Here is a 14,480-nt window from a genome sequence, read left to right on the forward strand (position 1 = left end):
AAATAAGAATACCCATATGAAATATTGTATTTCTGGGATACAATAAGAGATAGACATTATCTAACTATACATTGACTAGGGGGACCAAATAATGGCTCAAACAGGTACTGATCGTGTAAAACGCGGCATGGCGGAAATGCAAAAAGGCGGCGTCATCATGGACGTTGTAAATGCTGAACAAGCGAAGATTGCGGAAGAGGCGGGAGCTGTTGCCGTAATGGCGTTAGAACGCGTTCCGGCTGATATTCGCGCTGCCGGCGGTGTTGCCCGCATGGCTGATCCGACAATCGTTGAAGAAGTAATGAATGCTGTATCCATTCCCGTAATGGCAAAAGCGCGTATCGGACATATCGTTGAAGCGCGTGTCCTTGAAGCAATGGGGGTAGATTACATCGATGAAAGTGAAGTTCTGACTCCGGCTGACGAAGAATTTCATTTAAATAAAAATGAATATACAGTCCCGTTCGTATGTGGCTGCCGTGATCTCGGCGAAGCAACTCGTCGTATCGCCGAAGGAGCTTCCATGCTTCGTACAAAAGGCGAACCGGGAACAGGAAACATTGTGGAAGCTGTCCGCCATATGAGAAAAGTAAACGCGCAAGTGCGCAAAGTTGTTGCGATGAGCGATGATGAGCTGATGACTGAAGCTAAAAACCTCGGCGCTCCTTATGAACTGCTTCTTCAAATCAAACGTGACGGCAAACTGCCTGTAGTGAACTTTGCTGCCGGCGGAGTAGCGACGCCTGCTGACGCGGCATTGATGATGCAGCTTGGCGCTGACGGCGTATTTGTCGGTTCAGGTATTTTCAAATCAGACAACCCTGCTAAATTCGCCAAAGCAATTGTTGAAGCAACGACTCATTACACAGACTACAAACTGATCGCTGAGCTTTCTAAAGAATTAGGCACAGCAATGAAAGGAATCGAAATCTCAAATCTATTGCCGGAACAGCGTATGCAAGAACGCGGCTGGTAAAACCATAGGAGAGCTGGAAGCATGTTAACAATTGGTGTACTTGGACTTCAAGGAGCAGTAAGAGAACATATTCGTTCAATTGAAGCATGTGGTTCAAAAGGTGTCGTCATTAAGCGTCCTGAACAGCTGAATGACATCGACGGCTTAATCCTGCCGGGAGGGGAAAGCACGACAATGCGGCGTTTAATGGATACGTATCATTTTATGGAGCCGCTTCGCGAGTTTGCCGCCCAAGGCAAGCCGATGTTCGGCACATGCGCCGGTCTGATTATCTTAGCCAAAGAGATAGCGGGAACGGATAATGCTCATTTAGGGCTGTTGAACGTTGTTGTCGAGCGTAATTCCTTTGGCCGTCAGGTCGACAGCTTTGAAGCTGATCTGACGATTAAAGGCCTTGATGAGCCGTTTACGGGTGTATTTATTCGCGCGCCGCATATTTTAGAAGCCGGAGAAGATGTTGAAGTGCTTTGTGAGCATAACGGACGCATCGTGGCTGCAAAGCAGGGAAATTTCCTCGGCTGCTCGTTCCATCCTGAACTGACGGATGATCACCGGGTGACAGAGCTGTTTGTGAAGATGGCGGAAAAGCATAAGCAGGAAACAGCTGTATAAAACAGTTGAAAACCGCTGATACTTATAGTACATTATAATCACAAATAAAGATCGAAAAGCGTTGACAGGAAGCAGTAGGGAGCCCCTCTTTCAAAGAGAGCCGATGGGTGGTGCGAATCGGTGAAAGATGCTGTCCGAATCCGTCCTTGAGCGAAATGCTGAAAACAAGTAGGCATTTACGGGAAAACCGTTATGTGTTAAAGCGGGAAGCAAGTGTGAGCTTGTTTTCAATCAGGGTGGCAACGCGAGAGCTCTCGTCCCTTTTAGGGGATGAGGGCTCTTTTTTATTTTCGATAAAAACAGATAGGAGTTGTTAGGCATGATTGATACGAAGGTGCTGAGAGCCAATTTTCAAGAGGTAAAAGCGAAGCTCATTCCAAAAGGCGAAGACTTATCTGACTTTGACAAGTTTGAAGAGCTGGATGAAAAGAGAAGAGAGCTTATCGGTAAAGTAGAAGAACTGAAGGGAAAACGCAATGAAGTGTCTCAGCAGGTCGCCGTTTTGAAACGGGAGAAAAAAGACGCTGATCATATTATTAAAGAGATGCGTGAAGTAGGCGAAGAAATTAAGAAGCTTGATGAAGAGCTTCGTACTGTCGAAACGACGCTCGAAACCATCCTTCTGTCTATTCCGAACATCCCGCACGATTCAGTGCCCGTCGGAGAAACGGAAGATGATAACATTGAAATTCGCAAGTGGGGAGAGGCGCCGGCATTTTCATATGAGCCGAAACCGCATTGGGATATCGCAGACCGCTTAAACATTCTTGATTTCGAACGCGCTTCAAAAGTAACAGGCAGCCGGTTTGTGTTTTATAAAGGATTAGGCGCCCGCCTCGAACGCGCGCTCTACAACTTTATGCTGGATCTTCACGTTGATGAATATGATTACACGGAAGTCATTCCTCCTTATATGGTAAACCGTACGAGCATGACAGGTACGGGACAGCTTCCTAAATTTGAAGAGGATGCTTTTAAAATCAGAGAAGAGGATTATTTCTTAATTCCGACGGCGGAAGTGCCGATTACAAATATGCACCGCGATGAAATCTTATCCGGTGAGAACCTGCCGATCAATTATGCCGCGTTCAGCGCCTGCTTCCGTTCAGAAGCGGGATCCGCCGGCCGTGATACACGCGGTTTGATCCGTCAGCATCAGTTCAACAAGGTTGAGCTAGTAAAGTTCGTGAAGCCGGAAGATTCTTATGAGGAGCTTGAAAAACTGACAAATCAAGCTGAGCGGGTGCTTCAGCTGCTTGAACTGCCGTATCGTGTCATGAGCATGTGTACCGGTGATCTCGGCTTTACAGCTGCGAAAAAGTACGATATCGAGGTTTGGATTCCAAGCCAAGACACATATCGTGAAATTTCTTCTTGCAGCAACTTTGAGGCCTTCCAGGCGAGACGTGCAAACATTCGATTCAGACGCGAAGCGAAAGGCAAGCCGGAGCATGTGCATACATTAAACGGTTCAGGTCTTGCAGTCGGCCGAACAGTAGCTGCCATCTTGGAAAACTACCAGCAGGAAGACGGAAGTGTCATCATTCCGAAAGTGCTTCGTCCTTATATGGGAAATAAAGAAGTCATCAAACCATAAAAAGGTGCGCCCTAGTGGCGCGCCTTTTTTGCTGCCCGGTATAGAGCGGCGGCATTCCGAGCTGTGCTTTCAAGGTTAAAACGGCCGGATGCTAAGGCGTCTTCAAGACTTACAGCACCGGGCACGATAGAAAATACAGCTGTTATTCCTGCGCTGTAAACATGCTCGAAATTTTCGCCTAAGGAGCCCGCCAATGCGATAACGGGAATTTCTTGAGCAGCTGCGCGTGCGGCGATCCCGGCGGGGGTTTTGCCGAATATCGTTTGTCCGTCAATCTGGCCCTCTCCGGTAATGACAAGGTCAGCATCTCTTATCTGATCTGAGAAGGACAGTGTATCTAATACAACGTCAATCCCGCTTTGAAGTTCTGCCTGTAAGAAAGCGATCAGTCCAGCGCCCAGCCCACCTGCGGCGCCCGCGCCTTTTACGGTATCCGCTTCGATATCGTGCTGACGTCTCAATACATCAGCGAAATGGCGTAAATTGCGATCCAATACAACTTTAGTCTTCTCGGACGCCCCTTTTTGCGGGCCGAAGACATATGACGCGCCGTTTTCACCGGTCAGGGGATTTTCGACATCACATGCGGCACGAAAACGGATATGTTTCAAATCAGGGGAGAGCCCGCTTATATCAATAGAAGCTAGGGTGTGCAGAGCGCCTCCGCCGTCAGGTATCTCCTGACCTTCCTCATTTAAGAAACGCACACCGAGCGCGCTCGCCATTCCTGTTCCGCCGTCATTGGTTGCACTCCCGCCAAGCCCGATGATGATCTCACTCGCCCCGCGGGAGGCTGCATCTGCTATTAGTTCACCCGTTCCTCTTGTCGTTGTGTTCAACGGATCTCTGAGGTGGCGGGGAACGAGATGGAGTCCCGATGCTTCCGCCATTTCAATGACTGCCGTGCGTCCGTCTCCCAGAAGTCCATATGCGGCGTTTACCGGTGTTCCCAGCGGACCGGTCACAGTTTTTTTGATGATGCTTCCGCCAGTGGCATCCGTCAAAGCCTGAACGGTTCCTTCTCCGCCATCAGCCGCGGGTATCTTGATATATTCCGCGTCAGGGAAGACCGCTTTGAATCCTTTTTCTATGCTGTCAGCTGCTTCTTTTGATGTCATGCTTTCTTTGAAAGAATCGGGTGCAATGATGATTTTCACTATGTTCTCCACCTTTATGATCAGGTTATCTGTTTGAATCTATTCTTGATTTTTATTGTGTTTTCCTGCCCGTATGGCATACTGAGGTTGAATTGGACGCAAGACTTTTGTATGATAGTAAAGCTGACGGAAAAGCTGTTTAAGAAATGAAATAAAAAATATGAAAAAGCGCTTGACTGAAATTTGGGTCATGTGGTATATTATTAAATGTCGATACGGAGGAATACCCAAGTCTGGCTGAAGGGATCGGTCTTGAAAACCGACAGGGGTGTCAAAGCCCGCGGGGGTTCGAATCCCTCTTCCTCCGCCATATTGATTTTAAACCTAATGAAACTCGAGCATATATTGGAGATTGTTTTGTCCGCTGCATGTGATGCAGCGGATTTTTTATATGCAAAAAAAGCGATTTTCTCTGTTCGGGGAAAATCGCTTTGCTATTTTTATTTGTTTCTGTTTTCGTTGATCACGTGACTGATTTTTTCGATCAAAGGTTCCAGTGACTGTTCATCAGCTTCAAGGTCATAATCTTCAATGCGTACTTTCAGCACAGGGCAGGCGTTAAAACCGCTGATCCAGTCTTCGTACCGTGTATACATCTCTTCCCAATAAGAGCGGTTTGTCTGCAGCTCCATCTCGCGGCCCCGCTTTTCAATCCGGCTTATAATGTATTCAAGGTCGCCTTCTAAGTAGATCAAAACATCAGGATGCGGGAAATACGGCGTCATGACCATCGCCTCAAATAGGCTTGTGTATGTTGTGTAATCTGTCAGCGACATGGTTCCTTTATCCGCATGCATTTTTGCGAATATGCCTGTATCTTCATAAATCGAACGGTCCTGCACGAATCCGCCGCCAGATTCAAACATGTTTTTCTGCTCTTTGAACCGCTCAGCCAGAAAATAAATTTGCAAATGGAAGCTCCAGCGTTCAAAATCGTGATAAAACTTCTCTAAATAAGGGTTTTCATCCACTTCCTCAAGTGAGGTATGAAACCCGAGCCGTTTTGCTAAAGCTTTGGTCAAAGTCGATTTTCCGACTCCTACCGTTCCTGCTACTGTTATAATGGCATTGTTTGGAATGTGAATGTCTTTCATTTAATTAGCTCCTTTACCTGACGGGCAATTCTTTCATAGTCTGTCTTATTCAACACAAAGTCTTCAGTATCACCGTCAATGGTCAGTACAGATATATCCGGATCTTCTTCCTGAAGCTGTCTGATGGCTGTGTCGTAATCTGCAATGAGATGTTCCAGATATTGATGTTCGATATTTTTCTCAAACGGGCGCCCGCGTTTTTCAATGCGTTGAAGCAATGTCGGCAGGCTTGCCTTTATGTATACAATGATATTGGGCTTCGGCAGGTCGTGGGTGAGCAGATGATAGATCTGCTTATACTTCTCAAGCTTTTGGCCGTGCAATGTACGCTCTGCGAAAATAACATTTTTATAAATATGATAATCGGACAAAACGGGCTGTCCTTGTTTTAAATAATCTCGATCGGTGTCTTCAAGCTGTTTATACCTGTGACATAGAAAAAACATTTCAAGCTGGAAACTCCACTCCTCGATATTGTCATAAAACTTATCGAGATAAGGGTTGTCTTCCACAATCTCATTAATCATAGGAAAACCGAGCTCTTCAGAAAGCATTGTAGCGAGTGTCGTTTTTCCTGCCCCGATAGGACCTTCTACCGCGATAAAAGGGGCTCTGTTCATTGAAAATCCTCCTTAATTCTGCAAACATCCGTCAGCTGCCGGCCTTTATATTGTATCACACTCACAGAAAAGCCCATGAAAAAAGACGCTTCCAATTAACGAAACGTCTCTTTTACAATATGAAATTGATCGCCGAGCAAAAGCCAGTTTTGCGGGAAAGAAAGGCCGAGTTTCCAATAGCTGATTCCTCTTAAATGAAGTTCTTTAATTAAATTGAATTTCGCTTGAATGGATCGTGCGTCTTCAAACCATACTTCATGCCGTTTCTGATTTGCATCCGTGTATCGGAAGAAGGGAGCCTGGGCGGTTTCGTCATATTGAATGTCGACTTTATAGCGTGCGGCCAGAGCGATTGCCTGCTGAGGACTGACGGCTTTCGCTGTCGTTCCCTGTTTAAAAGGCAGTGTCCAATCATAGCCGTACATATTCTGGCCCATGACGATTTTTGAAGAAGGCATTTCCGTCAGCGCGTACTCTATGACATTTCTTACAGGGCCGATAGGTGATACGGCCTGAGCCGGGCCTCCGCTGTACCCCCACTCATATGTCATAATCACGACAAAATCGACGATTTCTCCATGTGCCCTATAGTCATGAGCTTCGTACCATTTGCCGGCCTGAGTCGCGCTCGTTTTCGGAGCAAGCGCCGTTGAAATCTTCCAGCCTTCCCGATGAAAAATCGTTCTCGCTTCACGTAAAAAGCGATTGTAAGCTTCCCTGTCCTGTGGACGTAAATATTCGAAATCAAAGTGAATATCGCGAAAGCCGTACTTTTTAGCCGTGGAGACGATTTCCTGAAAGAGTTTTGTTTTCACTGTATTGTCATTCAAGATGAGCCGCCCGAGTTCATCGCTGAATGCGTCATTTTCAAGGTTGGTGATGATCATCATCAGTGTGGTGTTGTGCCTGTCACTGATGCTTTTTAAATTGGTCAGAGGCGGTTCCTTTAAAGTCCCGTTCCGCTGCACTTGAAAACTGAATGCGCCGAGGTATGTTAAATAAGGAGAGGCCTCCCTTGCCGCCTGCTGCAGATTAGCGCTTACGCTCGTTCCCCGCGGTTCTATATATGCGTTTGATTCGATATCGGGCTTATTCGCCTGCTGTGGAATGTAAAGGCGGGTTCCGACTCTCAATGTGGTGCCGGGCTGAATTCCGTTCACCCTCGCAAGCTCCGCGGCCGATATATGAAAACGGCCGGCGATTGACGCGAGAGTATCACCTTGTTTTACTTCGTAATATTGACCCTCAATCGGGATGACAAGGGTTTGTCCGACAACCAATGTATTGGGATTAGGCAGTTTATTTGCTTCCGCAATGACATTTGCGGCTGTCCGGTAGCGCGCCGCAATAGCGGAAAGCGTGTCGCCCCGTTTCACTATATAGATCTGAATGAAAAACGCCTCCTTTCATATCCGCTATCAAATATATGAAAAAAGGAGGCTGATCATGTTTATTTTTCGGCGGTAATTTGTTTTTCCGTGGTTATTTCTGCGAAGAGAACATTCTCCATCATGGTCAAAGCGAAATCATTGTCTTCGTCGTTATTGGAAGCGGTGCAGTCTTTCGGAATGGCAATGCTGTATTCTCTCATATAAGCGTCGTTGGCCGTGAACAGCACACAAATGTTCCCGGCAATCCCCGTGATGATTAATCGGTTCACTTGTAATTCGGTCAGAAGGGTGTGAAGCGCCGTTTCGTAAAAAGCGGAATGCTTCGGTTTAATGAGAAAATAATCATCCGGCTGAGGCGAAATATCTTTTATAATGGAGGCGCTTCTGTCGTTGCTGCATTCCTCCCTGATGGCATCAATATCAGCCTTCCAGAGCCCGTAATGATCATTAATATAAATAATCGGCCAGTTGCTTTGTTTTGCATGCTTCTTTAATGATAAAATACGGGGGACAATTTGTTTGGTTTTTTCAGCAAGACGTTCGCCCATATCAAATTGAAAATTGTTGATCATATCGACAATCAGAAGGGCTGTGTTGTTAGGTTCAGACAATACCGGCAACTCCTTTCTGCTGGGGTATTCCTATTTTAACCTTTATGAGACATGAAAAAACTTAAGAAGAGAGCTCGAACCTATGAATGATGAATATTATATGAGAGAAGCCATAAAAGAAGCGAAGAAAGCCGAAGAGAAAGGTGAAGTGCCGATCGGAGCAGTTCTTGTTCTGCACGATGAGATTGTGGCGCGGGCGCATAATCTGCGGGAGACTGAACAGCGATCGCTTGCCCACGCCGAAATGCTGGCGATAGACGAAGCGTGCCGTAAGCTGGGGACATGGAGACTTGAGGATGCCGTTCTTTATGTCACTTTGGAGCCGTGTCCGATGTGCGCGGGAGCCGTCGTGCTTTCGAGAGTCGACAAGGTCGTATTCGGCGCATTTGATCCCAAGGGGGGCTGTACAGGAACGCTGATGAACCTCTTGCAGGAAGAGCGGTTCAACCACCAAGCGGAAGTGGTGAGCGGCGTGCTCGGAGAAGAGTGCGGAGAAATGCTCAGCGCTTTTTTCAGAAAGCTGCGCCGGCAAAAGAAAGACATGAGGAAAAAGTTGTCTGAGTAGTACGGTTGCATTTTCTGCCTGAAGCAGATATACTTATGTGTGCATCATGAATGGTGCGCATATCAAAATTTGATATTTATTTTGCCGTGCTAAGCGGGGAGGTAGCGGTGCCCTGTACCCGCAATCCGCTCTAGCGGGGCCGAATCCCTTCTCGAGGTTCGTTTACTGTAAGGTCTGCCTTAAGTAAGTGGCGTTGACGTCTGGGTCCTGCGCAATGGGAATTCATGAACCATGTCAGGTCCGGAAGGAAGCAGCATTAAGTGAAACCTCTCATGTGCCGCAGGGTTGCCTGGGCTGAGCTAACTGCTTAAGTAACGCTTAGGGTAGCGAATCGACAGAAGGTGCACGGTAAATCAATCATCAAATTTCAGACTCACCTGTTTATGGCAGGTGAGTTTTTTCGTATATGAAAAACGGGTTTTGGCGTTAAAAGCACGTTCATGTATAATAAACATGATGAATAACAGAGGAGGGCGCATCCTGTGGGTTACCAAGCTTTATATCGAGTATTTAGGCCTCAGCAGTTTGAAGATGTGGTCGGACAGGAACACATTACGAAAACGCTGCAAAATGCCCTTTTGCAAAAGAAATTTTCTCATGCATATCTGTTTTCTGGACCGCGGGGAACGGGAAAAACCAGTGCAGCTAAAATATTTGCGAAAGCAGTCAACTGTGAGCACGCCCCTGTAGAAGAACCGTGCAATGAGTGCGCGGCGTGCAAGGGGATCACAAATGGCTCTATATCAGATGTGATTGAAATAGATGCGGCGTCGAATAACGGCGTAGACGAAATCCGCGACATCCGTGACAAAGTAAAATTCGCCCCGTCGGCCGTTACTTACAAGGTATATATTATAGATGAGGTGCATATGCTCTCTATCGGCGCATTCAATGCGCTTCTGAAAACGCTGGAAGAACCGCCGGCACATTGCATTTTCATATTAGCTACGACTGAGCCTCATAAGATTCCTTTAACCATTATCTCCAGATGTCAGCGTTTTGACTTCAAACGGATTACATCCAAAGCAATTGTCGGACGAATGAAGACAATCGTCGATGCAGAGCAGCTGAAGGTGGAAGAAGGAGCCCTTGATATCATAGCGAGTGCTGCGGACGGAGGAATGAGGGACGCGCTGAGCCTGCTCGATCAAGCTGTATCATTCAGCGGCGAGGAGCTGTCGGTGGATGACGCTTTGCTCATTACCGGAGCCGTTTCTCAGCACTATATTGGAAAACTGGCATCTGCTCTACACCGCAAACAGGTTTCCGAGGCATTGGAAACACTGAATGAATTGCTCCAGCAGGGGAAAGATGCGGCCAAACTGATTGAAGATATGATTTTCTATTTCAGGGATATGCTCTTGTACCAGGCCGCTCCCGGTTTAGAAGGAGTCCTGGAGAAGGTGAAGGTCGATGAAACGTTTCGGAATCTAAGCGGTGACATACCGGCCCCCGCTTTATATGAGATGATTGATATCCTGAATAAAAGCCATCAGGAAATGAAGTGGACGAACCACCCAAGAATCTTTTTTGAAGTGGCTGTCGTGAAAATATGCCAGACGGCACAGCAATCCGCCGGAGACATCCCTGAGGTCGGCATGCTGATGAATAAGATCCAGCAGCTTGAGCAGGAAGTAGAAAGGCTGAAAACCTCCGGTGTGAAGGTTCAGATGGAAAGCGCTCCGAAAGAAGCTCCGCGTCCTCAAAAAGGCGGAAAAAGCCATTATAAAGCCCCGGTCGGAAGAATTCATGAGATACTGAAGGAAGCCACAAGACCTGATCTTGAACAGCTTAAAAGCAGCTGGGGCAAGCTGCTGGCACACCTGAAACAGCAGAATAAGGTATCTCATGCGGCTCTTTTGAATGACAGTGAACCGGTGGCCGCTGCTCAAAAGGCATTTGTGCTTAAATTTAAATACGAAATCCATTGTAAAATGGTTGCAGAAGACAATAACGGAGTCCGTACGAATCTTGAACAGATTCTCGAATCAATGCTCGGGAAAAGAATGGATTTGATTGGCGTTCCGGAAGCACAATGGGGTAAAATAAGAGAAGAATTTTTAAATGATCACCAGCAGGAAAGTGAAGGATCAAACGAACCGGCTGAAGAAGATCCGCTGATTGCAGAGGCGAAAAAACTTGTCGGAGCGGATTTAATCGAAATAAAAGACTAATAAGATGAAAGAGAGTGATTGAATATGCGTGGCGGAATGGGAAACATGCAAAAAATGATGAAACAAATGCAAAAAATGCAAAAGGATATGGCGAAGGCTCAGGAGGAACTTGCTGAAAAAGTGCTTGAAGGCACAGCGGGCGGCGGTATGGTGACTGTAAAAGTCAACGGCCAAAAAGAAGTTGTAGACGTTGCCATTAAAGAAGAAGTTGTTGATCCGGAAGATATCGAAATGCTTCAGGACCTGGTTCTTGCTGCGACAAACGACGCCCTCAAAAAAGTGGATGACATGACGAATGAGACAATGGGACAATTTACAAAAGGAATGAACATACCGGGTTTATTCTAGGGGGATAAATAAACATGCAGTATCCTGAACCAATATCAAAGCTGATTGACAGCTTTATGAAATTGCCAGGGATCGGACCGAAAACAGCGGTTCGTCTGGCTTTTTTTGTTCTAGGTATGAAAGAAGACACAGTATTGGATTTTGCTAAGGCGCTTGTCAATGCGAAGCGGAATCTGACATATTGCTCGATTTGCGGACATATTACAGATCAGGACCCTTGTTATATATGTGAGGACACAAGAAGGGATAAGTCTGTTATTTGTGTCGTGCAGGACCCTAAGGATGTGATCGCAATGGAGAAAATGAAGGAATATAACGGCCAGTATCATGTTCTTCACGGCGCGATTTCACCAATGGACGGCATCGGCCCGGAGGATATTAAGATTCCGGAGCTGCTGAAACGTCTTCAGGATGATCAAGTGACAGAAGTTATTCTCGCAACCAACCCTAATATTGAAGGGGAAGCAACAGCGATGTATATATCAAGGCTGTTAAAGCCCTCAGGCATCAAGCTCTCCCGTATTGCCCACGGTCTGCCCGTCGGCGGTGATTTGGAATATGCTGATGAGGTCACTCTTTCAAAAGCTCTTGAAGGAAGACGTGAATTGTAAGGGAGGAAAAGGCAAGGCATGGGTTTTCTTCGCAGAAATACATTAAGAAAAGAGTTTGACGAGAAGCTGATAGAACAGCTCTTTAAACAAAAAGAAGAATGGAACAGACAGAAGAGTCTGGTCGAGAAAAGTCTAGAGCCCTCCGCTGAAGTGTTGTTTGAGCTGAAAGTCGCTGAATCTAAGTACTTTTTTTATTTGAAAGAAGCGAAGCAGCGGAATTTGAAAATGAGCAGATGGAAGTAAGAGGTCTATTCTCCGGAATCTTCTCATAAGCTTGTACTAAACAAGCGAGGGGGAAGATTCATGGAGCCTTTTTTCATTATCGGTTTGATTGTCGGTCTGGTTGCTTTGCTTTTTTTATGGGGAGTATCTTCAAAACCGTTAAGGTGGATTGGTGTGACTGCCATTAAGTTTATTGCCGGCGCGATTCTGTTGGTGGGTGTGAACTTGTTCGGGGGCAGTCTCGGTATTCATATCCCTGTTAACCTGATTACAACGGGCATCAGCGGGATTCTGGGAATTCCCGGCATTGCGGCTTTGATAGTCATTAAACGCTTCATCATTTAATTTGTCGATTATTGTTGACATGTTGGATCATGGGTGGTATTCTAATATACGTCGCTGATGACGAAACGAATTCTTGAAAAAGAAATTTTAAAAAGTTATTGACGATACTGACACTGAGATGTTATAATAATTAAGTCGCTTCAAGAGCGATGGACAAAGTTCTTTGAAAACTAAACAAGACAAAACGTACCTGTTAATTCAAAGTTTTAAATAAATCGCACAGCGATGTGCGTAGTCAGTCAAACTAAGGTCTGCATGATGCAGATCACACAGACGTTACTGCAGGATGCAGTGAACTTAGTCTGTGATCCATTTATCGGAGAGTTTGATCCTGGCTCAGGACGAACGCTGGCGGCGTGCCTAATACATGCAAGTCGAGCGGACAGATGGGAGCTTGCTCCCTGATGTTAGCGGCGGACGGGTGAGTAACACGTGGGTAACCTGCCTGTAAGACTGGGATAACTCCGGGAAACCGGGGCTAATACCGGATGGTTGTTTGAACCGCATGGTTCAGACATAAAGGTGGCTTCGGCTACCACTTACAGATGGACCCGCGGCGCATTAGCTAGTTGGTGAGGTAACGGCTCACCAAGGCGACGATGCGTAGCCGACCTGAGAGGGTGATCGGCCACACTGGGACTGAGACACGGCCCAGACTCCTACGGGAGGCAGCAGTAGGGAATCTTCCGCAATGGACGAAAGTCTGACGGAGCAACGCCGCGTGAGTGATGAAGGTTTTCGGATCGTAAAGCTCTGTTGTTAGGGAAGAACAAGTGCCGTTCGAATAGGGCGGCACCTTGACGGTACCTAACCAGAAAGCCACGGCTAACTACGTGCCAGCAGCCGCGGTAATACGTAGGTGGCAAGCGTTGTCCGGAATTATTGGGCGTAAAGGGCTCGCAGGCGGTTTCTTAAGTCTGATGTGAAAGCCCCGGCTCAACCGGGAGGGTCATTGGAAACTGGGGAACTTGAGTGCAGAAGAGGAGAGTGGAATTCCACGTGTAGCGGTGAAATGCGTAGAGATGTGGAGGAACACCAGTGGCGAAGGCGACTCTCTGGTCTGTAACTGACGCTGAGGAGCGAAAGCGTGGGGAGCGAACAGGATTAGATACCCTGGTAGTCCACGCCGTAAACGATGAGTGCTAAGTGTTAGGGGTTCCGCCCCTTAGTGCTGCAGCTAACGCATTAAGCACTCCGCCTGGGGAGTACGGTCGCAAGACTGAAACTCAAAGGAATTGACGGGGCCCGCACAAGCGGTGGAGCATGTGGTTTAATTCGAAGCAACGCGAAGAACCTTACCAGGTCTTGACATCCTCTGACAATCCTAGAGATAGGACGTCCCCTTCGGGGGCAGAGTGACAGGTGGTGCATGGTTGTCGTCAGCTCGTGTCGTGAGATGTTGGGTTAAGTCCCGCAACGAGCGCAACCCTTGATCTTAGTTGCCAGCATTCAGTTGGGCACTCTAAGGTGACTGCCGGTGACAAACCGGAGGAAGGTGGGGATGACGTCAAATCATCATGCCCCTTATGACCTGGGCTACACACGTGCTACAATGGACAGAACAAAGGGCAGCGAAACCGCGAGGTTAAGCCAATCCCACAAATCTGTTCTCAGTTCGGATCGCAGTCTGCAACTCGACTGCGTGAAGCTGGAATCGCTAGTAATCGCGGATCAGCATGCCGCGGTGAATACGTTCCCGGGCCTTGTACACACCGCCCGTCACACCACGAGAGTTTGTAACACCCGAAGTCGGTGAGGTAACCTTTATGGAGCCAGCCGCCGAAGGTGGGACAGATGATTGGGGTGAAGTCGTAACAAGGTAGCCGTATCGGAAGGTGCGGCTGGATCACCTCCTTTCTAAGGATTTTAACGGAATATAAGATCTTGGGTCTTATAAACAGAACGTTCCCTGTCTTGTTTAGTTTTGAAGGAACTTTGATTCTTTCATATGGTAGATGGGCCTGTAGCTCAGCTGGTTAGAGCGCACGCCTGATAAGCGTGAGGTCGGTGGTTCGAGTCCACTCAGGCCCACCATCTTTACCCAATACGGGGCCTTAGCTCAGCTGGGAGAGCGCCTGCTTTGCACGCAGGAGGTCAGCGGTTCGATCCCGCTAGGCTCCACCAACGTGTTCTTTGAAAACTAGATAACAGAAGTAA

The 14,480-nt window shown here is 47.2% G+C and carries 14 protein-coding genes, 3 tRNA genes, 1 rRNA gene, 1 other RNA gene and 1 other annotated feature; of the genes, 14 read left to right on the forward strand and 5 right to left on the reverse strand.

The genetic code is table 11. The features are described from left to right. Window positions 1–91: 91 nt before the first annotated feature. The 3 genes from pdxS (at window position 92) to serS (ending at window position 3,185) form a co-directional block, all read left to right on the forward strand. Window positions 92–976 (forward strand): pyridoxal 5'-phosphate synthase lyase subunit PdxS, encoded by an 885-nt coding sequence (gene pdxS / locus VP472_RS00080; protein WP_003150714.1) that lies wholly within the window; start codon window positions 92–94, stop codon window positions 974–976. Between the two features lie 21 nt (window positions 977–997). Continuing rightward, complete coding sequence (gene pdxT, locus VP472_RS00085) at window positions 998–1,588, forward strand: pyridoxal 5'-phosphate synthase glutaminase subunit PdxT (RefSeq protein WP_007615126.1); 591 nt, start codon at window positions 998–1,000, stop codon at window positions 1,586–1,588. Window positions 1,589–1,640: 52 nt separating this feature from the next. Further along, window positions 1,641–1,853 (forward strand) — a binding site (T-box leader). Between the two features lie 54 nt (window positions 1,854–1,907). Continuing rightward, window positions 1,908–3,185, forward strand: coding sequence for a serine--tRNA ligase (gene serS, locus VP472_RS00090; protein WP_003150709.1), 1,278 nt, complete (start codon window positions 1,908–1,910; stop codon window positions 3,183–3,185). 11 nt (window positions 3,186–3,196) lie between these two features. Here the strand turns inward: serS and VP472_RS00095 are convergent, their stop codons facing one another. After that, complete coding sequence (locus VP472_RS00095; RefSeq protein WP_146275986.1) at window positions 3,197–4,342, reverse strand: glycerate kinase; 1,146 nt, start codon at window positions 4,340–4,342, stop codon at window positions 3,197–3,199. Between the two features lie 217 nt (window positions 4,343–4,559). On the opposite strand from VP472_RS00095, the gene VP472_RS00100 reads away from it, so the two are divergent. Then, window positions 4,560–4,652: transfer RNA gene (locus tag VP472_RS00100), tRNA-Ser, on the forward strand. A gap of 130 nt (window positions 4,653–4,782) precedes the next feature. Here VP472_RS00100 and dck read toward each other — a convergent pair. From dck to VP472_RS00120, 4 genes are all read right to left on the reverse strand, one after another. Continuing rightward, complete coding sequence (gene dck, locus VP472_RS00105; protein ID WP_015388792.1) at window positions 4,783–5,436, reverse strand: deoxyadenosine/deoxycytidine kinase; 654 nt, start codon at window positions 5,434–5,436, stop codon at window positions 4,783–4,785. Next, window positions 5,433–6,056 (reverse strand): deoxyguanosine kinase, encoded by a 624-nt coding sequence (gene dgk / locus VP472_RS00110; RefSeq protein WP_003150705.1) that lies wholly within the window; start codon window positions 6,054–6,056, stop codon window positions 5,433–5,435. Before dgk ends, dck begins: the two co-directional genes overlap by 4 nt. A gap of 95 nt (window positions 6,057–6,151) precedes the next feature. Further along, the gene (locus VP472_RS00115) at window positions 6,152–7,435 is read right to left on the reverse strand and encodes a glycoside hydrolase family 18 protein (protein ID WP_032858525.1); all 1,284 of its coding nucleotides are present in this window, start codon (window positions 7,433–7,435) and stop codon (window positions 6,152–6,154) included. Between the two features lie 71 nt (window positions 7,436–7,506). After that, window positions 7,507–8,058: a cysteine hydrolase family protein gene (locus VP472_RS00120; protein ID WP_014304186.1), complete on the reverse strand. Its 552-nt coding sequence runs from the start codon at window positions 8,056–8,058 to the stop codon at window positions 7,507–7,509. 82 nt (window positions 8,059–8,140) lie between these two features. On the opposite strand from VP472_RS00120, the gene tadA reads away from it, so the two are divergent. The 10 genes from tadA (at window position 8,141) to VP472_RS00170 (ending at window position 14,447) form a co-directional block, all read left to right on the forward strand. Then, the gene (tadA, locus tag VP472_RS00125; protein ID WP_003150702.1) at window positions 8,141–8,623 is read left to right on the forward strand and encodes a tRNA adenosine(34) deaminase TadA; all 483 of its coding nucleotides are present in this window, start codon (window positions 8,141–8,143) and stop codon (window positions 8,621–8,623) included. An 84-nt stretch (window positions 8,624–8,707) separates the two neighbouring features. Further along, window positions 8,708–8,972, forward strand: an RNA gene (ffs, locus tag VP472_RS00130) — signal recognition particle sRNA large type. Between the two features lie 133 nt (window positions 8,973–9,105). Beyond that, window positions 9,106–10,797 carry a DNA polymerase III subunit gamma/tau gene (gene dnaX / locus VP472_RS00135; protein ID WP_003150701.1) on the forward strand — a complete coding sequence of 564 codons (1,692 nt, stop codon included), beginning with the start codon at window positions 9,106–9,108 and terminating at the stop codon, window positions 10,795–10,797. Window positions 10,798–10,821: 24 nt separating this feature from the next. Then, window positions 10,822–11,145, forward strand: a complete 324-nt coding sequence (locus tag VP472_RS00140) for a YbaB/EbfC family nucleoid-associated protein (RefSeq protein ID WP_003150700.1) — start codon at window positions 10,822–10,824, stop codon at window positions 11,143–11,145. A 14-nt stretch (window positions 11,146–11,159) separates the two neighbouring features. Next, window positions 11,160–11,756 (forward strand): recombination protein RecR, encoded by a 597-nt coding sequence (recR, locus tag VP472_RS00145; protein ID WP_003150697.1) that lies wholly within the window; start codon window positions 11,160–11,162, stop codon window positions 11,754–11,756. Between the two features lie 18 nt (window positions 11,757–11,774). Continuing rightward, the gene (locus tag VP472_RS00150; RefSeq protein ID WP_007408755.1) at window positions 11,775–11,999 is read left to right on the forward strand and encodes a YaaL family protein; all 225 of its coding nucleotides are present in this window, start codon (window positions 11,775–11,777) and stop codon (window positions 11,997–11,999) included. A gap of 60 nt (window positions 12,000–12,059) precedes the next feature. Continuing rightward, the gene (locus VP472_RS00155) at window positions 12,060–12,323 is read left to right on the forward strand and encodes a pro-sigmaK processing inhibitor BofA family protein (protein ID WP_003150686.1); all 264 of its coding nucleotides are present in this window, start codon (window positions 12,060–12,062) and stop codon (window positions 12,321–12,323) included. 313 nt (window positions 12,324–12,636) lie between these two features. Then, a 16S ribosomal RNA gene (locus VP472_RS00160) occupies window positions 12,637–14,180 on the forward strand. A gap of 100 nt (window positions 14,181–14,280) precedes the next feature. After that, window positions 14,281–14,357: transfer RNA gene (locus VP472_RS00165), tRNA-Ile, on the forward strand. A gap of 14 nt (window positions 14,358–14,371) precedes the next feature. Next, window positions 14,372–14,447, forward strand: a tRNA-Ala gene (locus tag VP472_RS00170). The last annotated feature ends 33 nt before the right edge of the window (window positions 14,448–14,480 follow it).

The sequence above is a fragment of the Bacillus sp. MT(2024) genome, from assembly GCF_036362845.1.
Taxonomy (GTDB): Bacteria; Bacillota; Bacilli; order Bacillales; family Bacillaceae; genus Bacillus; species Bacillus velezensis.